The organism is Cardiobacterium sp. Marseille-Q4385 (assembly GCF_916618745.1).
GTDB lineage: Bacteria > Pseudomonadota > Gammaproteobacteria > Cardiobacteriales > Cardiobacteriaceae > Cardiobacterium.
Genome location: NZ_OU745373.1, coordinates 1,091,724 through 1,107,537, shown reverse-complemented (window position 1 = coordinate 1,107,537; position 15,814 = coordinate 1,091,724). Strand labels below are relative to the sequence as shown.

The following is a 15,814-nucleotide window of genomic DNA, read 5'->3' as shown; positions in this document are numbered from 1 at the left end:
ACAACACGACATGAGCAACAAAAGAGACGACCTGCGCGCTTACATGGACGCGCACGGCCTGACCCAGCAACAGACAGCGGCCAAGCTGGATGTGTCTAGCGCCACGGTCAACCAATACTTGCAAGGCAAGTACAAAGGCGACACCGCCGCCCTGGACGAAAAAGTTGTGCAACTGATAGCGCGCAGCCGCGAGAAAGCCAAAGCCGTGAACATCGGCTTTGTAAAGACCAAAACGGCGAAACATATCCACGAAACCGCAATGCTGGCGCACTCGCTGGGCGAAATCTATCTCATCATCGGTGAGGCTGGGCTGGGCAAAACAATGGCGCTGACCGAATACGCGAAAAAAAATGCCGACGTTGTCATGGTCGAGGTTGAGCCGACCTACAACGCCAAAGTGTTACTGCAAACCATCGCGGCGGCACTGGGCCTCACCCCGGCGCGCACCAACCACGAAATGATGACCGCCATCTGCGACAAATTGCGCGGCAGCGAACGCCTCTTGATCGTCGACGAAGCGGAACTACTTGGCCTCAAGCCCCTGGAAATCCTGCGCCGCATCCATGACCTGACCGGCATCGGCATCGTGCTGGCGGGAATGCCGCGCCTGCGCGCCAACCTGCGCGGCGCACGTGGCGAATACAAGCAGCTGTACAGCCGCATCGGCTTTTGCCAGGACATCAAGAACGCGCTGCCCGCCGAGGACATCGCCAAGATTGCCGAGGCCACCCTGGGCAACGGCGAGCACAACGAACTGCTCTACCAAGTGAGCGGCGGCAACGCCCGCCGCCTCGCCAAACTGCTGCGGGGGTCGCTGAAAATCGCTGATAACCACGGCCGCCCCGTGGACGAGGCGCTGATTAAACGCATGGCAGAGATGCTGATTGATTAACCAACGAACGGGAGAAAAACATGGACCTAGAACAAGCCATGCAGGCGTGGATAAACGCCTCACTGGAACTGGCCGCAGTGATGGAGGCACAAGGCATAACCCGCCTCGCCCCCGTCCTATCAACAGGCAGCGGCAAAGACGCCGAACTCTCACTAAAAATCATCGCCCCGGAAGGTGCGGACGAAGATTGGGAGATGGACAGTTTTTGGGAAGACGACAACGAGGAGGCCGCATGAACCGCGCAGACGCCGAAAAACAACTGTGGGCAGGCTTCCGCCGTGCGGTACGGGAACGCGATTACGACCCGCTTATCCTCTACCACGAAGACTTGCGCCCCCTCGCGGACAGACTCAACGCCATGCTGGCCGACATCCAAAACCGCATGACGTGTGCGCTGCAAATCGCGCAGGACATTTGCGGCGATGAGCCCCGAATTGAATTCGTCCGCAATGCGGAGAAGTGGCAAGGGGGCGCCGTGGAGATTGCCCTGACTTTTGCCGACCGTGCCCATGCGGCGATGAACATTGGCGTGAGCAGCGTTTACAGTCTCTTTTACTACGGCAACGACTACGACAAAGCTCTTGTGACCACAAAAACCAGCCGCTATGCCGACATGACCGCCGACGACAGTATCGACACCCTTGCCCGCCGGCACCTCGACTGGCTGCGCGCAGAAAACCGCGCCCTGCAACAGTATCTGGCCGAGCGCCGTGCGGCGCAGGCCGATTTGCCCTTAACCAACCCTTAAACCCACCTTAAAACAGGAACCCGACATGGCAAAACCCAGCAACAAACGTCTCAAAGCCGCGACCCTCGAAGCCCCGAAAAGCCGCGAGGAAACCCAGAGCTGGATCAAAGCCCTCGGCGACACTCAGCGCGAACACGCCCGCCTGACCCACGACCTCAACGACAAAATCGCCGAGCTCACCGACGAGGCCAAACCGGCACTCAACGCACTGGCCGAGCGCTCCGCCGCGCTACAACAAGGCATCCAGGCGTGGTGCGAGGCGAATCGCGCCGAACTTACTGCCGGCGGCGGCAAAACCGCGAACCTGATTACCGGTGAAGTGAGCTGGCGGCAGCGTCCGCCATCCATTGCGGTGCGTGGTATCGAATCGGTGCTGGAAAACCTGCGCACCCTAGGCCTCGCGCGCTTTATCCGGCAGAAGGAAGAAGTCAACAAAGAAGCGATGCTGAACGAGCCGGACATCGCCGCGACCATCGCCGGTATTACCGTCGTGCGCGGCAAAGAAGACTTTGTCATTGTCCCCTTTGAAGTGGAGACGCAACCATGACCGCCGAACAACAACTGGGACTGGCCGAAGCGCAACTACTCGGCTATGGCCGCCACCGCGCCGGCGAAAACCTGACAACGCTGGTGGACGCGATGGGACTGACGCTTGCCGAATGGCAACAGTTACAAAGCGACTACGTCATGCCCTACCTGAGCGATGACGACCGCGCCACCATCACCCAACACTTACAAAACGAGGCGACTGTCTGATGGCTATAAACCGTGATCATCCTGATTTTGACGATGCCCTGAATGACGTCATCAAAATCATCCAGCGAAAAGGCCTGGAAATTAACGATTTGGATGTACTCAGACACAACGTTGAGGCAATCGAAATCGTGGGTGACCAACTACATCTCAGAATGAAAAACCATGCGAAGGTGCAATAACCATGAAAATCTTGAACACACTCCTCCGCCGCCTATGCCGCCGCGCCGAGATGCGCTACACCCTCGCCGCCGACGGCAGCGTCACCATCCGCCAGGGGTGGCGGCGGGTGCAGCTCTCGCACAGCGATTACCTGCTGCTCGCCCAGCTCAAAGGATGGCAAGCATGAACGGGCGTACCTTGACCCTACTATGCGCGCTGGCGCTGACGCTGGCCCTGCTGGGCGGGGTGATGGTGCTGGGCGGGATGCTGCGGCAGGACATGGCCGTGGGGGCGGTTGGCCTGCTGCTGGGCAACACCGCAATCAGCGGGCTGACGCTGCTGCTGATGCTGCAACAGGGTGGCAAAAGGGGGCAGCAATGAACATCCGCTGCCCCTGCTGTGGCGCGGTGAACAGCCTTGACGCCCTCATCGCCCACGATGACGCGCGCGCCGCCCTGGACCGGCTCGCTGACCTCGGCGGCGAGCTGACCCGCCTCCTCGTCCGCTACTGCGGTCTGTTTAGGCCGGAGAAATCAGTGCTCTCCATGCCGCGTCTCGCGAAACTGCTCACCGAACTGCAAGCCGGTATAGACGCGCAGCGCATCGAGCGCGGTGGCAAAACCTGCGACGCACCACTGGAAGCGTGGCTGTGGGCACTGCAACAAGTGCTGGAGGCGCGCGATAGCGGCCGCCTCGTGCCCCCACTGAAAAACCACGGCTACCTCTACACCGTGCTGGCTAACTGGCAACCGGAAGCAGCGGTAAGCAGCGGTGGCAATACGGTGCGGGTCATGGAGGCTGCGCCGAGCAAAACCAGAGGCGGCCTTGCCACCCTCGCCAACATGAAACGCTACTAAGGACACCCCATGTCAGCCCTGCCAAAAGCCATACATAACGCCGTTATCGACGGCATCCAGCGCCTCTACGCTCTGCGCCTCGAAGGCGCGCCGCCTGCCGACAGCCTGCAAGCCACTGCCACCGTGTGGCTGGACGCCCTCGGCTACAAGCGGACGTGGCGCGAGGATGACGCTGTGCGTGTCGCCCGCGCCTTTGCCGGCCTGTGCGCCGCCTGCCGCCGCTGGCCGTCACCGGCGCAGTTTTTTGACCACTTGCCGCCGCCGCCCCCACCACCGGCACTGCCGGCACCGGTGCTGACAGCGGCAGACCACCAGGACAACGCCGCCTGGCTGACAAGGCTCGTTGACAAACTGCGCTGGGGGCGGACATGACTCGCGATACGACTGCTGCGGTTATTGCTGCCGTAGCCTGCCACCTGCTGCAAACAGCGGTGGACATCAAGCGCAACGAGCGCAAGACGCCGCAAGAACTACGCGCCGCCATCAACAAATTGCAAGCCATATTGCACGACATGGAGACCCCATCATGACCATGACACCCGCCCAGGCAGCCCACCGCAAAAACCTGCTTAAAGTCATCCACACCGCGCGCCGTGCGCTGATGATGCAGGAGGACGACTACCGCGCCCTGCTGGCGCGCACCGTCGGCAAAACCAGTGCCGCCGACTGCACCCTACCGGAGCTTAAAGGCGTGATTGACGCCCTGCGCCGCCTCGGTTTTACGCCGGCGCACGGCCGCGCCGCTCGTCCGCGCGTGGCGCCGGAAAACCGCGTCATCCTCGACAAAATCGGTGCCATCCTTGCCAACAAACAGCTACCGTGGGCCTACGCGCACGGCATGGCGAAACGAATGTTTGAACGCGAGCGTGTCGAATGGCTGCGTCCGCCGGAGCTGCACAAACTGATGCAGGCGCTGGCCGTCTATCAACGGCGGGAGGCAGGCCGTGGCAGTATTTGACGCAAGCGAATATCCGGACATCGCTCACCTGCTGCCGGGCAGTGTGCTGGCGCTGATTACTGTCATCGGTATCGACGCCACCCTGATGCTGATTGACCACTACGGCGGCACCACCTTTCCAGTCGCCCTCGGCAAAACGGTGACTGGTAAAGCCACCCGCGCCGTCCTCGCTGAAATCATCGGTGAGGAGGCGGCAGACCGTCTCTGCCACGCCTACGGCGCGCAGGGTAAGCTCTGGGTACCCAAATGCGAGGGGCTGACGCTGGAATTGCGCAATCGCCGCATCCGCGCCACCTTTGACCGGCACACCATTGGCGGCGGCATGACCGCCGCCGACAGCGTGCGCGAGATTGCGCGCCGCTACCACCTCACCGACCGCCACATCTGGCGCATCCTCAAAGAGGTCGATCAGACCCCTCCCGCGTCAAGGCAGACGCGCATTATTTGGTAACGTGCTACCATGACCGCAGTCCGCACCCTACCTCACTGACATTCGCCACACCGCGCGGCGGCGCTCCGAATTCCACAATGCCCCCTGAACAAACAGGGGGCTTTTTTATGGCTGATAACACCATTAAACGCATCATCATCCACTGCGCCGCGACACCCAACGGCAAGCGGCTCGGTAACGAGCGGCAAACCGCCGCGCAACGTATCGACGATATGCACGCACGGCGCGGCTTTGCCCGCCGCCCGTGGCATATCAACACCTTTAACCCGCATTTACGGGCGATTGGCTACCACTACATTATCGATACCGACGGCACGCTGGAGAGCGGCCGTGCCGAGGGCGAGACCGGTGCGCATGTCAAAGGTTACAACACCGGCTCTATCGGCATCTGCATGGTCGGCACCACCGCCTTTACCCGCGCGCAATGGGCAGCGCTCACGGAAATCGTGCAGGACTGCGTCCGCCGCTATCCCGACGCCATCATCTGCGGCCATCGCGATCTCTCGCCCGACCTGAACGGCGACGGCAAAATCACCGCGAACGAATGGATCAAACTCTGCCCGGGCTTTGACGTCGCCGAATGGCTGGAAGAAGGGATGCAGCCGCTGCCCGACCACACCGCAGAGGAGGTCGTATGAGCCCGCGCGTCCTCGAACTCGTCACCAACAGCGACGGACGGCTTTCAACCACCGCGACGGTGCAGTTTTGCGGCTTTATTGTCCTTGCCGTCACCCTGCTTGTCAGTGTAGCCCTTGACCGCGCCAGCGCCACCGACCTCTACGCCTGGTTTGCCGCCTACTGTGGCGGATTGACCGTGAGCAAGGGAGCGGTAACCGCCTACCGCGAGCGCAATAAAGGAGGCAATGATGACGCTTAACCTTATCCTCGCTGCCGCCGCTGTCTGCGGCCTGCTACTCGGCGGCCTCAAATGGCAGACGGCGCGTCTGCACCGCGTGCAGGCACAGCTCGCCGACTGCGAACAACGCCTTGCCGCTACCGCTGCACAACTCGCCGCCGTACGCGACCGCGCTGCTATTACCGCCGATGTGCAGCGCATGGATGACACCGCCGTACAGGAGGGACTCGCCGATGACTACCGCGACTAATACCCCTCCCGGTAAATCGTCTGCGTGTGTTGGCGCGTCTCGCCGTATTACACATACTGTCTTCGCCGCGCCGCCTTCGCAGCCAAATTCCCGGAATGGGTATGCAACCCTCCTCCTCGCCCTGCTGCTGACCGGCTGCGCCAGCCGCGCGCCGGTCATCATTGACAGCGCCTGCGACCGTTTCGCCGTTATCTACCCCTCGCGGCAGGACACGATGGAAACGCAGCGGCAAATCCTCATCCACAACCGTGCCTGGCGTGCTGCCTGCATCGGCGGCAAGGTTGTGCCATGACGCAAGAACAGCTGTTTAACACCATCATCAGCCTGCTGATCGCCATCGGCTGGTACTGGGTGCGCGGCATTGACAAGCGGCAGGACGAAGACAAACAGCGCATGGACAGTATTGAACGCCAGCTCAATACCGAGCTGCGCACCATCGGTGAGCACTACCAGCGTCGTGATGACGCCAAAGATCAGTTTAACCGCCTCTACGACCTCTTGAACGAGGTCAAGGGGCAAACACAACGGATTAACGACAAACTCGACAACAAGGCAGACAAAACATGAGCAACATCATCATGACCGACAAAAAACAGCAGGAGCCGACATTTGCCGACATGATGCTGATCCTGCGCGAAATCCGTGCGCAAAACGAGCGCCTGCTCACCCGTATTGACACCCTCGAACGCTCACAGACGCGGCGCGCAGCGGTGGTTGGCTTTGCCGGTGGCATCCTCGGCGGCGGCATCGTCAACGTCGGCATCGCTCTGCTGCGCGGCAAATACGGGATGTAAAACATGGCGCACGATCAGGCGACAAAGGACAAACTGCGCAGGCTCTACGTCTTTGAGCGTCTCTCGCTGGAGGTGGCGGCGGGGCAGTGTGGTGTGTCCTTTGCCACCGCGCGCCGCTGGAAAGACAAGGCGGAGGTGGCGGGCGACAACTGGGAAAAACTGCGCGCCGCGCACACGATGGCGGGCACGGAACTCGAAGACATCGCGCGCCAGCTGCTCACCGACCTCGTCCTGCAATTTAGGGCGACGATGGAGGCGCTGGCGCGTGAAGACATCCCGGCGAGCGAACGGGTGACGCTCCTGACCTCGCTCTCTGACAGCTACAACAAAGCCATCAGTGCCAACAAAAAACTGCTGCCGGAAACCTCGCGTCTCGCTGTTGCCTTGGAAGTGCTGGAAAAATTTGCGGCCTGGATAAAAGCAAAACGCCCCGAATTGCTGGGGGCGTTTTTGGATGAACTGATCCCGTTTGGGGCAATGCTCGAAAAGGAGTTGAAGTAGGAGGTATGTTGCCTATTCCTTTTCTTTTTTATTTGCCGAATGGTCGTATTCGTTAATTGCAAAAACCAGCAGATCAAAGATTTTCCCCATCTGCACATCATCTACAGCCTTGACCAGCCCTTCCAGCAGGACACGCTTGGCTATCCGCCCGCGTTCGGCATCGTCCAAGTCGCGATTGACTAGGGCGAGAATTTCTTCTTCATCAGGGATTTCATAATCTTTTTCGATCATTTGATCAATAGCCATCTGGTCAAGATCAAATTGCAGCTGTTCGTCTTTTAGCCCCCGCTCGATATAGTTGACTAACATGGTATTGACAGCGGTTCTTTCCTCTCCCGCACGCGCGGCGACGGCGTCGTATAGCTCGTGCGGCAAACGCAGCACAGTACGTTTTAGGTCTTCAGTTTTTGCCATAAAAATCACCCAGTTATTAAAAAATATGTCAAATATGACAATATTAAATTGACTACAATTTTGACAACACGTATAATAACACCTGTCGCGACACAAGCGACAGAAATCCGACAAAAATTTGGAGAATCCAATGAAAAAGAGAACCCGTGCGGAAGCCAAACAATGGTTTCGCGATCAAAACCTGACCGTATCCGACTGGGCACGCGCTAACGGCTGCACCAGCACCGAGGTGTACCGCGTGCTCAACGGACAGAGCAAATGCCTTTACGGGCGCGGTAAAGAAATCGCCCGCAAGCTCAATATTGAACTGGCGGGCGAGTAAGGAGAAACCATATGCAGAAACCACTCTACCGCACCCAAGTGCGGATGCCACAGGCGTTGGGCCGACGGCTGAAAGAACGGGCGACCACGTGGCAGACCAGCACCAACCGCATTATGGTTACGGCCATTGAAAACTTTTTGGGCAACACTTCCCCATCTACCGAGATCCAAGAAGTGTTGCAAGTCAAACCCCCCATGAACGAGGAATCCAACCATGAATTATGATAGCACAAAACCCCAACTGACCGCCGCTGATTTCCACGGCCACGACGCACAGCACATGAACAGCCTGCAAATCGCCGAGCTGGTGCAATCCCGCCACGACAGCGTCAAACGCACCATCGAACGCCTCGTTGAGCAAGAAATTATTGCATGTCCACCAATGGTGGACGTGCAAGAAAATAAAGGAAATTCACGTAATTACACTACTCAAACCTACTTTTTCAGCGGCGAACAAGGCAAGCTGGACAGCATCACCGTCGCCGCGCAACTCTGCCCCCGTTTTACCGCCGCCATCGTCAAACGCTGGCAGGAACTCGAACAGCACAACAGCCGCGACAACACCGCCGAACTCACCATCCTGCGCGCGGAGAACAGCCGCCTGCTGTGGCTGGTGGACGAATTGCAGGACGCATACACCAAGACGCATGGCGACGCCCTGAAACTGCTGCGCTACCGCCGCCTCGGTCTCAGCAGCCGCGAATGCGCGCAACTGCTCGGCTGCTCGGTGCGCAGCATCAGTCGCCGCCTCGCCCGCCTCAAACAGCTCGGTTTCGGTGAGCAGCAGGCGCTACCGCTCGCCGCCCCGCAGGGCAGCCGCCTGCGCTTCGCCGACGGGGAGGTGTGACATGACCCCGCAACTCTCGCAGGCCATCAGCCGCGCCCAGACGCTCGCCTACGAACTGCGCTTTATCAACGACGCGGTCACCGGTGCCCTCAACGAAATCGACACCCAATACACCCTCAGCGCCTATACCCCGGTCATCCGCCACTATCTGGCGCAGCTTGCCGCCGCACTGGATGCAGCGGAAATGGAGGCGGAAGCATCCTAACCCGCTGACATCCGCCAACTACGGCGCCCCGCGCGCGCTGCCTAGAATGACCCCTCAATCCTGAGGGGTCTTTTTGTATGAAAAAAGCCGAATTTTTTGAAAATCTCGCCGCGCTGTCGGCGTCGTTGCGTGCCAATATTGAGGCGCACTATGCGGGCTGGGACGACAGCGCTCAGGCGGTGGCGGCGCGGCGTAAGCTGGTCTTCGACCCGCGCGCGGGCTATGACTACTTTGTTGCCCACTATTTCCCGCATTACACGCGCCATCCGGAAAAGAGCGACCTGCACCGCTACCTCTTCGACCGCCTACCGCGCATCCTGCAAAGCCCGAAAAGCGAGCTGGACGCCATCGCTGCGCCGCGTGGCGAAGCCAAATCCACCCTCGTCACCCAGCTTTTTACCCTGTACTGCATCGTCACCGGGCGCAAGCATTACGCGGTGCTGATTATGGAGAGTATTGACCAGGCCTACCCGATGCTCGAAGCCATCAAGGTTGAACTGGAAGCCAATCCGCGTTTGCGCATAGATTTCCCGGAGGCGGCGGGCAAGGGGCGGGTATGGCAGGCGGGCACCGTGGTCACCGCCAACAACATCAAAATCACCATCGCCGGTAGCGGCAAAAAGCTGCGCGGTCTGCGCCACGGCGCACACCGCCCCGACCTGGTCATCCTCGACGACCTCGAAAACGACGAACAGGTGAGGAGCGCCGAGCAGCGCGACAAGCTGCACAGCTGGCTGACCAAGACCGTGCTGCCGCTGGGCGCCGCCGGCGAAAAGCTGGACGTGGTCTATATCGGCACCATCCTGCACTACGACAGCGTGCTGGCGCGCACCCTCAACAACAAGGCGTGGACGACGGCGCGCTTTAAGGCGCTGCTCAAACCACCAAGCGACATGGTGCTGTGGGACGAATGGGAAAGCCTCTATCTGTCCAGCGGCGAGGCCGCCGCCGACCGTTATTACCACGAGCACCGCACCGCGATGGACGCCGGCGCGGTGGTGAGCTGGGCGGCGCGACCGCTTTTGGCACTGATGAAAATTCGCGCCCGCGACGGGCATGCCACCTTCGACAGTGAATACCAAAACGACCCGGTCAGCGGCGAGGACGCCCCCTTTGCCCATGTCATCCAGTACTGGAGCGAGCTGCCGCACGACCTCGTCTATTTTGGCGCGGTGGACCCCTCTTTGGGCAGAGCGGGCGCAGCGCGCGACCCGTCCGCCATCCTTGTCGGCGGCTACGAGCGCCAGAGCGGCACGCTTTACGTCGTCGAAGCGCAGATTAAAAAACGTCTGCCCGACCGCATCATCAGTGACGTCATTGCCCTGCACCAGCGCTACCGCTGTCTGGTGTGGTTTGTCGAGGCGGTGCAATTCCAGGAATTTTTGCGGACGGAGCTTATCCGCCGCAGTGCCGCGCAGGGCATCCCCGTCCCCGCGCGCGCCGTCAGCCCGCACAGTGACAAGATGCTGCGCATTGAGAGCCTGCAACCGCATATGGCGAACGGCCTGATCCGCCTGCACAGCGAGCAGGCGACGCTTATCAGCCAGTTAAGACATTTTCCCAAGGCCGACCACGATGACGGACCGGATGCACTGCATATGCTGTGGGCGGGGGCGGTGGCGCACGGCGGGCAGCAGGTGGGTTACACGGCGGTGCCGCGTCATAGCGACGCGGCACGTTTTGGCGACGGCGCATGGTAGGAGGAGACAATGCAACACTGGTTTAAGGCGGCATTAAGCGCCGTGCAACAACGCATTAAAGCCCCAAAAGGCACACAGAGCGCAGCGTTGGCCGCACGGCTCGGCACCACGTTTGACCATCCCGGACGCGGGCTGACGCCGCTGAAACTGCACGACATCCTCGAATCCGCCGAGGACGGCGACATCACCGCGCAGGCGGAGCTTTTTGCCGATGCCGAGGAAAAAGACGGCCATATTTTTGCGGAGATGAGCAAGCGCAAGCGGGCGCTGATTGGCCTGCCGTGGCAGGTATTGCCGCCGGTGGATGCCACGGCGGCGGAGCAGGCGCTCGCCGAAGAGGTCAAGCGCTGGCTGTACGGACTGGATGATTTTGAGGCGTTGCTTTTCGACCTGCTTGACGCGCTCGGCCACGGCTTTGCCGCCTGTGAAATCGCCTGGCAACAGCGCGACGGGCTATGGCTGCCCGCCACCTTTACGCACCGGCCGCAGGGCTGGTTTCAGCTGCGGAAAAATGTATTACGGCTGCGCGCGGTGGACGGCAATCCGGAGGGCGAGGAGCTGTGGCCTTGCGGCTGGATTGTGCATCGTGCCCAGGCGCGCAGCGGCATCACCGCACGCGGCGGGTTGATGCGGTCATTAGTTTGGCCGTATCTCTTCAAAAATTACTCGATCCGCGACCTCGCCGAATTTTTGGAAATTTACGGCCTGCCGGTGCGCATCGGCAAATACAGCGCCGGTGCCACCGAGGAGGATAAAAAGACCCTGCTGCGCGCCGTGGTCGGCATCGGTCACAACGCCGCCGGCATCATCCCCGAGGGCATGGCGCTGGAGCTACTCGATGCCGCCGACGGCAACGGTGACGCGTACATGACCATGATTAGCTGGTGTGAGAAAACAGCGAGCAAAATCATCCTCGGCGGCACCCTGACCAGCCAGGCCGACGGTAAAAGCAGCACCAACGCCCTTGGCAACGTCCATAACGAGGTGCGGCACGACCTGCTCGCCAGCGATGCCCGTCAACTGGCGGCAACACTGACACGGCAGTTGATTGCGCCGCTGGTACTGCTCAACCGTGGTGGCATTGATCCGGCGCGGATGCCGTATTTCGAGTTTGACCTGTCACAACCCGAAGACCTTGCCGTTTACGCCGACGCTCTGCCAAAACTGGTCGGCATCGGCATGCAGATTCCCGCCGCTTGGGCGCGCGAAAAGCTCGCCATTCCGGCGGCGGTGGAGGGCGAGGCCGTGTTGCACCTGCCCGACAATAACGCCACACCCGCGCCGCTCGCTGCCGCTGCCGGTTTTGCCGGCGCGGGATGTCCTTGTTGCGCGCCACGGCAGGCGGCCCTCTCGGTCACGCCGGCCAATGCCAGCGGGCAACAACTGCTAGAAGCAATACTTGATCGCGACGCCGCGCATAATCCGCTTAACGAGGGCGGCGAGGCGCTGGCGAAACATCTCGGCAAGCTGCTGCAACAGGGCGTGAGCCTTGATGCGCTCGCCACCGACGTGCGCGCGGCTTATCCCGACTGGGATGGGGCGCAGATGCAGCAGGTATTGGCGCGCGCCCTCTTTGTCGCCAATCTGTGGGGGCAAATCCATGCCCGCGCCTGACCTCGGTTTCGCCCTCGGGCTGCCGCCGGAGCGCGCCGTCCGCTATTTTGAGGGCCTAGGCTACGCCACCCCCGCCAACTGGCGCGAGGCGCAAATCGCTGCCGAGCAGCAGGCGTTTTTTATCACGGGTCTCTACCGCGAGGACGTGGTAGAGGAACTGCGCACCTCGCTGCAAGAAGCCATCAATCAGGGCAAATCGCAGCGTGAGTGGCGCGAGGATGTCGGCGGCCGCATGGCGCAACACGGCTGGCTGCTTGATGACGGCCTGATGGTGGACAGCAAGACCGGCGAGCAACTGGCGGTGCGCTTTGGTGAGCACCGTCTTAACACCATCTACCGCACCAACGTCAAAAATGCCTTTGCCGCCGGACGCTGGCAGGAAATCACGCGCGTACAAAAGGCCATGCCCTACCTTGAGTACACGGCGGTGATGGATGACCGTACCCGCGACGAACACGCGGCACTGGATGGGCATATTTACCCCATTGACGACCCGTTTTGGCAAACGTTTTATCCTCCCAATGGCTTTAATTGCCGCTGTAATGTCATCCAGCACAGCACGCGCGACCTCGAAGCAATGGGTCGTGTTGCCGAGAGCAGCGAGGGGCAGTGGGAGGACGTAGAGCAGCTGGTCGGACGCGATGGCGACACCGTGACCACGCGTGGGCTGAAAATGCCCAACGGGCAGGTCATCAGCGCCGATGTGGGCTTTGACCGCAATGTTGGCGCGAATTATCTCGACCGATTGCAGCAGATTGCGGCGGAGAAGCACGGCGCGGCCTTTGCCGAGCGGCTGGCCGAGCAAAGCCGCTTCACGAGCAGCGACAGCATCATCCACGAAGGCGAGCAGCTATATACACGTTACAAAGAGGTGATGGACGAATACATCGCCAAAAAGGAGCCGCACCTCGGCATCCTCGAAATCATGAGACGCGAGGGCATTGCCATTGACGGAGAAGTGGCGGCATACAGTAGCGACGCCGAAACGGCGGCAGAACTGGTGGAAAGCCTGAGAATCTATCCAAAGGCGTGGGTTGATGCCTCCAACAAAATGGGACGGATGCTGGTTGAAAACAGCCTGCTCCGCGCCTGGCACCACACACCGGATGATGCCGCTGCCTTTATCACCGCCATGCGGAAAAAAGCCCTACCGCTATGGGACGAATACGACTATGAGCAATTTAGCTGGGCGTTTAAAGGCAGAAATCCCGCTTTCCAACAGGGAGACGGCCTGATCAAGAATGACTTGAGCTTTGGCAGCAAACGCTACATCATCTCCACCCACGTCCACGAATTTGCCCACCGCTTGCAGCGGGTCATGCCGGAGTTGGACAGCTATTTTTCCCGTATATGGCGGGAACGTACCGCCGGTGAAGCGGTACAAAGCATGAACGCCATGACCGGTAGCAAACGTTATAAAGAGCATGAGCAGGGCAAACGCGACGATTTCCCCAGCCCCTACTATGGCAGAATGTACGGCGACGAAAACGACCCGCAGCCGCTTGAGATGATGAGCATGACCTTTGAAGCACTGCTCGGCGGCGACCCACGCAAATTCGCCGAGCTTGCGGCAAAGCCGGATTTCCTGCATTTCGGTTTGGCGCTACTGGTAAGGTACACCCCATGAAAAAAAGCAAAACCATCATTATTGATTTTGTCTTGAGCCGGGACGGCGCCGCCCTTGGCACAGTGCGCTGGACGCGGCTGGGAGTATTAAAACCACCACTCGGCTTCGTCCAGGGCCGTTTCGAGGGGGACGCACAGGCCGTCGCCCTGGTTGAGGCCGCCGCTGCCCGCGCCGTTGCCGATGGAATTGACAACGGTGCTTTGCCGCCCAGCTATAACAGGCCGGTGACGCACCCGGAGCTCTATGATGACGACCTGCTCGCCGCCTTGCTCTACGCGGGCTACGACATCCTGCCGGAAGACAACGGGATCATAAACAGAATTCGCGGCCCGGGCGGACCATTACCGCCGGGGATGACGTACTGATGGCCGAACTCGACATCCGCGTTAACCTCGACCCCCTCACCAATCTGCTCAACAGCATCGAGGGCACGCTCGCACACCCCGATGACCTCACCGCGCTGCTTGCCGCAAGAATGCAACGCGCGGTGATGCTCAATTTCCGCGCCGGTGGCCGCCCAGCATGGGCGGGGCTCAAAGCGCGGCGTGGCGGGCCGCTGCTCGATACCGGACGGCTGCGCGACAGTATCACCGCAGAAAGCGACAGCAAGCAGGCGGTGGTCGGCTCCAGCCTCAGCTATGCCCCCTATCACCAGTTTGGCACCGCGCCGCACGTTATCACCGCGCGCCGCGCCAAGGCGCTGGCTTTCAAGGTCGGCAACCGCACGATTTTCCGGAAAAGCGTCAACCACCCCGGCATTCCCGCGCGTCCCTTTTTGCAGCTGACTGACGAGGATGTGGCCGAGATGGTGCAGTTTGCAGGGGATTACCTGACGGGAGAATAAATATGGATACGATTGAAAAAGCGGCCTTCCATCCGGGGGAATACCTCAAGGATGAGCTGGATACGCGCGAATGGACACAAACAGAACTGGCCAAAATGATTGGGAGGCCGCTACGCTTGATTAACCGGATTATTGCCGGCAAGGTGGGCATTACCGCACAGACGGCACAGCAGCTGGCCACCGCGTTTGGTACGAGTGCGGAATTATGGATGAATCTGCAAAACCAGTATGACCGGGCTAAAACCGGGACCATTCAGCATGGTGGGGTATAACTGGACGAAGTTGCATCGCGGAGCGGATTCCCAGTTTCGGCGGGTGTGTTTCTTGTTTTTTCACCTCAATCGAGGTAGAATTTCAGGAAATTCATATACAGGAGATAAACAATGAATGGCCTGAAATCCTTTGATTTACCGGACTATCAGGAGGACGATGTCCGCTTGCAGGCAATGGAACTGTCCATGTCGCTGCTGCAGGAAATAGTGGCCCTGATAGCACAGGCATGGCGCCATACCAGCCCGCTTGTGCCGGTCAACTTTCGGGAGCAGAAGGTATTCGGCGAGGGTCAGGGAATTGTGCGCGAACGCCTGTTGTCACTGGGCAGGCACTGGCAAACCGTCAAGAAGGGAAATGACGAGCAGACGGTAAATACAAAAGTCGGCTACGGTCTCACCGTGAAGAAAGGCAATAAATGGACCGGCATCCTGTCCACCGTCGCAAGCCAGCAAAGCCGTATCGGCAAAATGACGCATGAGGCAGTGGAAATAAACGGACAGCTATCATTATTTCCAGGGGAAGAAATCACCATCGGGCAACGACCGCGCTGGTATCTGCTGGTTTATGTCACCGCCGATACGGTGCGCGCCGAATTGTCATTACCCGTGCGGGCTAATGAAAAAGCATTTACCGCATTTGCCCATCGTATAATCATCCCAACCGACAAACTCCTGCCTGTGGCAATATCAGTGGTGCAGGATTCTCCTCCCATAGACATTCCCGTAGGTATCAAAACAACCAGCTGAC

The 15,814-nt window shown here is 59.9% G+C and carries 32 protein-coding genes; 31 read left to right on the top strand and 1 reads right to left on the bottom strand.

The window, feature by feature from the left end:
- The first annotated feature begins 10 nt into the window (after positions 1-10).
- From LG374_RS05420 to LG374_RS05325, 20 genes are all read left to right on the top strand, one after another.
- Positions 11-892, top strand: coding sequence for an AAA family ATPase (locus LG374_RS05420; protein ID WP_225756730.1), 882 nt, complete (start codon positions 11-13; stop codon positions 890-892).
- A gap of 20 nt (positions 893-912) precedes the next feature.
- Positions 913-1,128 carry a molybdopterin biosynthesis protein MoeC gene (locus LG374_RS05415; protein ID WP_225756729.1) on the top strand — a complete coding sequence of 72 codons (216 nt, stop codon included), beginning with the start codon at positions 913-915 and terminating at the stop codon, positions 1,126-1,128.
- Positions 1,125-1,640 (top strand): hypothetical protein, encoded by a 516-nt coding sequence (locus LG374_RS05410; protein ID WP_225756728.1) that lies wholly within the window; start codon positions 1,125-1,127, stop codon positions 1,638-1,640. Before LG374_RS05415 ends, LG374_RS05410 begins: the two co-directional genes overlap by 4 nt.
- Positions 1,641-1,665: 25 nt before the next feature.
- Positions 1,666-2,187: a host-nuclease inhibitor Gam family protein gene (locus LG374_RS05405; RefSeq protein WP_225756727.1), complete on the top strand. Its 522-nt coding sequence runs from the start codon at positions 1,666-1,668 to the stop codon at positions 2,185-2,187.
- The gene (locus LG374_RS05400) at positions 2,184-2,396 is read left to right on the top strand and encodes a hypothetical protein (RefSeq protein WP_225756726.1); all 213 of its coding nucleotides are present in this window, start codon (positions 2,184-2,186) and stop codon (positions 2,394-2,396) included. The genes LG374_RS05405 and LG374_RS05400 overlap by 4 nt, the downstream gene beginning before the upstream one ends.
- Positions 2,396-2,575 (top strand): hypothetical protein, encoded by a 180-nt coding sequence (locus LG374_RS05395; RefSeq protein WP_225756725.1) that lies wholly within the window; start codon positions 2,396-2,398, stop codon positions 2,573-2,575. The genes LG374_RS05400 and LG374_RS05395 overlap by 1 nt, the downstream gene beginning before the upstream one ends.
- A 2-nt stretch (positions 2,576-2,577) precedes the next feature.
- Positions 2,578-2,742, top strand: a complete 165-nt coding sequence (locus LG374_RS05390; protein WP_225756724.1) for a MarR family transcriptional regulator — start codon at positions 2,578-2,580, stop codon at positions 2,740-2,742.
- A gap of 11 nt (positions 2,743-2,753) precedes the next feature.
- Positions 2,754-2,936: a hypothetical protein gene (locus LG374_RS05385; protein ID WP_225756723.1), complete on the top strand. Its 183-nt coding sequence runs from the start codon at positions 2,754-2,756 to the stop codon at positions 2,934-2,936.
- Positions 2,933-3,412, top strand: a complete 480-nt coding sequence (locus LG374_RS05380) for a hypothetical protein (protein ID WP_225756722.1) — start codon at positions 2,933-2,935, stop codon at positions 3,410-3,412. Before LG374_RS05385 ends, LG374_RS05380 begins: the two co-directional genes overlap by 4 nt.
- A gap of 9 nt (positions 3,413-3,421) precedes the next feature.
- Complete coding sequence (locus LG374_RS05375) at positions 3,422-3,784, top strand: hypothetical protein (RefSeq protein ID WP_225756721.1); 363 nt, start codon at positions 3,422-3,424, stop codon at positions 3,782-3,784.
- Positions 3,781-3,942: a hypothetical protein gene (locus LG374_RS05370; RefSeq protein WP_006984855.1), complete on the top strand. Its 162-nt coding sequence runs from the start codon at positions 3,781-3,783 to the stop codon at positions 3,940-3,942. The genes LG374_RS05375 and LG374_RS05370 overlap by 4 nt, the downstream gene beginning before the upstream one ends.
- Positions 3,939-4,370 (top strand): gp16 family protein, encoded by a 432-nt coding sequence (locus LG374_RS05365; RefSeq protein WP_225756720.1) that lies wholly within the window; start codon positions 3,939-3,941, stop codon positions 4,368-4,370. Before LG374_RS05370 ends, LG374_RS05365 begins: the two co-directional genes overlap by 4 nt.
- On the top strand, positions 4,357-4,821 hold the full coding sequence (locus LG374_RS05360) for a Mor transcription activator family protein (RefSeq protein ID WP_225756719.1): 465 nt from the start codon (positions 4,357-4,359) through the stop codon (positions 4,819-4,821). The genes LG374_RS05365 and LG374_RS05360 overlap by 14 nt, the downstream gene beginning before the upstream one ends.
- 107 nt (positions 4,822-4,928) lie before the next feature.
- Positions 4,929-5,459 carry an N-acetylmuramoyl-L-alanine amidase gene (locus LG374_RS05355; protein WP_225756718.1) on the top strand — a complete coding sequence of 177 codons (531 nt, stop codon included), beginning with the start codon at positions 4,929-4,931 and terminating at the stop codon, positions 5,457-5,459.
- Complete coding sequence (locus LG374_RS05350) at positions 5,456-5,698, top strand: DUF2644 domain-containing protein (protein ID WP_225756717.1); 243 nt, start codon at positions 5,456-5,458, stop codon at positions 5,696-5,698. The genes LG374_RS05355 and LG374_RS05350 overlap by 4 nt, the downstream gene beginning before the upstream one ends.
- The gene (locus tag LG374_RS05345; RefSeq protein WP_225756716.1) at positions 5,688-5,927 is read left to right on the top strand and encodes a hypothetical protein; all 240 of its coding nucleotides are present in this window, start codon (positions 5,688-5,690) and stop codon (positions 5,925-5,927) included. The genes LG374_RS05350 and LG374_RS05345 overlap by 11 nt, the downstream gene beginning before the upstream one ends.
- On the top strand, positions 5,911-6,219 hold the full coding sequence (locus LG374_RS05340) for a hypothetical protein (RefSeq protein WP_225756715.1): 309 nt from the start codon (positions 5,911-5,913) through the stop codon (positions 6,217-6,219). The genes LG374_RS05345 and LG374_RS05340 overlap by 17 nt, the downstream gene beginning before the upstream one ends.
- Entirely contained in the window at positions 6,216-6,494 is a 279-nt protein-coding gene (locus LG374_RS05335) for a hypothetical protein (protein WP_225756714.1), read from the top strand. Before LG374_RS05340 ends, LG374_RS05335 begins: the two co-directional genes overlap by 4 nt.
- A complete protein-coding gene (locus LG374_RS05330; protein WP_225756713.1) occupies positions 6,491-6,721 on the top strand; it encodes a hypothetical protein in 231 nt (76 codons plus the stop codon). The genes LG374_RS05335 and LG374_RS05330 overlap by 4 nt, the downstream gene beginning before the upstream one ends.
- Positions 6,722-6,724: 3 nt before the next feature.
- A complete protein-coding gene (locus LG374_RS05325) occupies positions 6,725-7,222 on the top strand; it encodes a DUF1804 family protein (RefSeq protein WP_225756712.1) in 498 nt (165 codons plus the stop codon).
- 12 nt (positions 7,223-7,234) lie between these two features.
- On the opposite strand, the gene LG374_RS05320 is transcribed toward LG374_RS05325, so the two are convergent.
- Positions 7,235-7,636 (bottom strand): hypothetical protein, encoded by a 402-nt coding sequence (locus LG374_RS05320; RefSeq protein ID WP_225756711.1) that lies wholly within the window; start codon positions 7,634-7,636, stop codon positions 7,235-7,237.
- Positions 7,637-7,766: 130 nt separating this feature from the next.
- Between LG374_RS05320 and LG374_RS05315 the strand changes: the two genes are divergently transcribed.
- From LG374_RS05315 to LG374_RS05265, 11 genes are all read left to right on the top strand, one after another.
- Complete coding sequence (locus LG374_RS05315) at positions 7,767-7,958, top strand: DNA-binding protein (RefSeq protein WP_225756710.1); 192 nt, start codon at positions 7,767-7,769, stop codon at positions 7,956-7,958.
- A gap of 11 nt (positions 7,959-7,969) precedes the next feature.
- Positions 7,970-8,182: a hypothetical protein gene (locus LG374_RS05310; protein ID WP_225756709.1), complete on the top strand. Its 213-nt coding sequence runs from the start codon at positions 7,970-7,972 to the stop codon at positions 8,180-8,182.
- Positions 8,172-8,804, top strand: coding sequence for a Rha family transcriptional regulator (locus LG374_RS05305; protein WP_225756708.1), 633 nt, complete (start codon positions 8,172-8,174; stop codon positions 8,802-8,804). The genes LG374_RS05310 and LG374_RS05305 overlap by 11 nt, the downstream gene beginning before the upstream one ends.
- 1 nt (position 8,805) lies before the next feature.
- Positions 8,806-9,009, top strand: coding sequence for a hypothetical protein (locus LG374_RS05300; RefSeq protein ID WP_225756707.1), 204 nt, complete (start codon positions 8,806-8,808; stop codon positions 9,007-9,009).
- Positions 9,010-9,086: 77 nt separating this feature from the next.
- Complete coding sequence (gene terL / locus LG374_RS05295; protein WP_225756706.1) at positions 9,087-10,709, top strand: phage terminase large subunit; 1,623 nt, start codon at positions 9,087-9,089, stop codon at positions 10,707-10,709.
- 9 nt (positions 10,710-10,718) lie between these two features.
- The gene (locus LG374_RS05290) at positions 10,719-12,323 is read left to right on the top strand and encodes a DUF935 domain-containing protein (protein ID WP_225756705.1); all 1,605 of its coding nucleotides are present in this window, start codon (positions 10,719-10,721) and stop codon (positions 12,321-12,323) included.
- The gene (locus LG374_RS05285) at positions 12,310-13,950 is read left to right on the top strand and encodes a phage minor head protein (protein WP_225756704.1); all 1,641 of its coding nucleotides are present in this window, start codon (positions 12,310-12,312) and stop codon (positions 13,948-13,950) included. Before LG374_RS05290 ends, LG374_RS05285 begins: the two co-directional genes overlap by 14 nt.
- Positions 13,947-14,315 (top strand): hypothetical protein, encoded by a 369-nt coding sequence (locus tag LG374_RS05280; protein ID WP_225756703.1) that lies wholly within the window; start codon positions 13,947-13,949, stop codon positions 14,313-14,315. Before LG374_RS05285 ends, LG374_RS05280 begins: the two co-directional genes overlap by 4 nt.
- Entirely contained in the window at positions 14,315-14,794 is a 480-nt protein-coding gene (locus LG374_RS05275) for a phage virion morphogenesis protein (RefSeq protein WP_225756702.1), read from the top strand. Before LG374_RS05280 ends, LG374_RS05275 begins: the two co-directional genes overlap by 1 nt.
- A 2-nt stretch (positions 14,795-14,796) precedes the next feature.
- On the top strand, positions 14,797-15,066 hold the full coding sequence (locus tag LG374_RS05270) for a HigA family addiction module antitoxin (protein WP_225756701.1): 270 nt from the start codon (positions 14,797-14,799) through the stop codon (positions 15,064-15,066).
- A 111-nt stretch (positions 15,067-15,177) separates the two neighbouring features.
- Positions 15,178-15,813, top strand: coding sequence for a hypothetical protein (locus tag LG374_RS05265; RefSeq protein ID WP_225756700.1), 636 nt, complete (start codon positions 15,178-15,180; stop codon positions 15,811-15,813).
- Position 15,814 lies beyond the last annotated feature (1 nt).

Bases quoted from the DNA above. Each gene is read 5' to 3' on its own strand.
- LG374_RS05420 (WP_225756730.1), top strand. From the start codon at position 11: ATGAGCAACAAAAGAGACGACCTGCGCGCTTACATGGACGCGCACGGC.
- LG374_RS05415 (WP_225756729.1), top strand. From the start codon at position 913: ATGGACCTAGAACAAGCCATGCAGGCGTGGATAAACGCCTCACTGGAA.
- LG374_RS05410 (WP_225756728.1), top strand. From the start codon at position 1,125: ATGAACCGCGCAGACGCCGAAAAACAACTGTGGGCAGGCTTCCGCCGT.
- LG374_RS05405 (WP_225756727.1), top strand. From the start codon at position 1,666: ATGGCAAAACCCAGCAACAAACGTCTCAAAGCCGCGACCCTCGAAGCC.
- LG374_RS05400 (WP_225756726.1), top strand. From the start codon at position 2,184: ATGACCGCCGAACAACAACTGGGACTGGCCGAAGCGCAACTACTCGGC.
- LG374_RS05395 (WP_225756725.1), top strand. From the start codon at position 2,396: ATGGCTATAAACCGTGATCATCCTGATTTTGACGATGCCCTGAATGAC.
- LG374_RS05390 (WP_225756724.1), top strand. From the start codon at position 2,578: ATGAAAATCTTGAACACACTCCTCCGCCGCCTATGCCGCCGCGCCGAG.
- LG374_RS05380 (WP_225756722.1), top strand. From the start codon at position 2,933: ATGAACATCCGCTGCCCCTGCTGTGGCGCGGTGAACAGCCTTGACGCC.
- LG374_RS05375 (WP_225756721.1), top strand. From the start codon at position 3,422: ATGTCAGCCCTGCCAAAAGCCATACATAACGCCGTTATCGACGGCATC.
- LG374_RS05370 (WP_006984855.1), top strand. From the start codon at position 3,781: ATGACTCGCGATACGACTGCTGCGGTTATTGCTGCCGTAGCCTGCCAC.
- LG374_RS05365 (WP_225756720.1), top strand. From the start codon at position 3,939: ATGACCATGACACCCGCCCAGGCAGCCCACCGCAAAAACCTGCTTAAA.
- LG374_RS05355 (WP_225756718.1), top strand. From the start codon at position 4,929: ATGGCTGATAACACCATTAAACGCATCATCATCCACTGCGCCGCGACA.
- LG374_RS05350 (WP_225756717.1), top strand. From the start codon at position 5,456: ATGAGCCCGCGCGTCCTCGAACTCGTCACCAACAGCGACGGACGGCTT.
- LG374_RS05345 (WP_225756716.1), top strand. From the start codon at position 5,688: ATGACGCTTAACCTTATCCTCGCTGCCGCCGCTGTCTGCGGCCTGCTA.
- LG374_RS05340 (WP_225756715.1), top strand. From the start codon at position 5,911: ATGACTACCGCGACTAATACCCCTCCCGGTAAATCGTCTGCGTGTGTT.
- LG374_RS05335 (WP_225756714.1), top strand. From the start codon at position 6,216: ATGACGCAAGAACAGCTGTTTAACACCATCATCAGCCTGCTGATCGCC.
- LG374_RS05330 (WP_225756713.1), top strand. From the start codon at position 6,491: ATGAGCAACATCATCATGACCGACAAAAAACAGCAGGAGCCGACATTT.
- LG374_RS05325 (WP_225756712.1), top strand. From the start codon at position 6,725: ATGGCGCACGATCAGGCGACAAAGGACAAACTGCGCAGGCTCTACGTC.
- LG374_RS05320 (WP_225756711.1), bottom strand. From the start codon at position 7,636: ATGGCAAAAACTGAAGACCTAAAACGTACTGTGCTGCGTTTGCCGCAC.
- LG374_RS05315 (WP_225756710.1), top strand. From the start codon at position 7,767: ATGAAAAAGAGAACCCGTGCGGAAGCCAAACAATGGTTTCGCGATCAA.
- LG374_RS05310 (WP_225756709.1), top strand. From the start codon at position 7,970: ATGCAGAAACCACTCTACCGCACCCAAGTGCGGATGCCACAGGCGTTG.
- LG374_RS05305 (WP_225756708.1), top strand. From the start codon at position 8,172: ATGAATTATGATAGCACAAAACCCCAACTGACCGCCGCTGATTTCCAC.
- LG374_RS05300 (WP_225756707.1), top strand. From the start codon at position 8,806: ATGACCCCGCAACTCTCGCAGGCCATCAGCCGCGCCCAGACGCTCGCC.
- terL (WP_225756706.1), top strand. From the start codon at position 9,087: ATGAAAAAAGCCGAATTTTTTGAAAATCTCGCCGCGCTGTCGGCGTCG.
- LG374_RS05290 (WP_225756705.1), top strand. From the start codon at position 10,719: ATGCAACACTGGTTTAAGGCGGCATTAAGCGCCGTGCAACAACGCATT.
- LG374_RS05285 (WP_225756704.1), top strand. From the start codon at position 12,310: ATGCCCGCGCCTGACCTCGGTTTCGCCCTCGGGCTGCCGCCGGAGCGC.
- LG374_RS05280 (WP_225756703.1), top strand. From the start codon at position 13,947: ATGAAAAAAAGCAAAACCATCATTATTGATTTTGTCTTGAGCCGGGAC.
- LG374_RS05275 (WP_225756702.1), top strand. From the start codon at position 14,315: ATGGCCGAACTCGACATCCGCGTTAACCTCGACCCCCTCACCAATCTG.
- LG374_RS05270 (WP_225756701.1), top strand. From the start codon at position 14,797: ATGGATACGATTGAAAAAGCGGCCTTCCATCCGGGGGAATACCTCAAG.
- LG374_RS05265 (WP_225756700.1), top strand. From the start codon at position 15,178: ATGAATGGCCTGAAATCCTTTGATTTACCGGACTATCAGGAGGACGAT.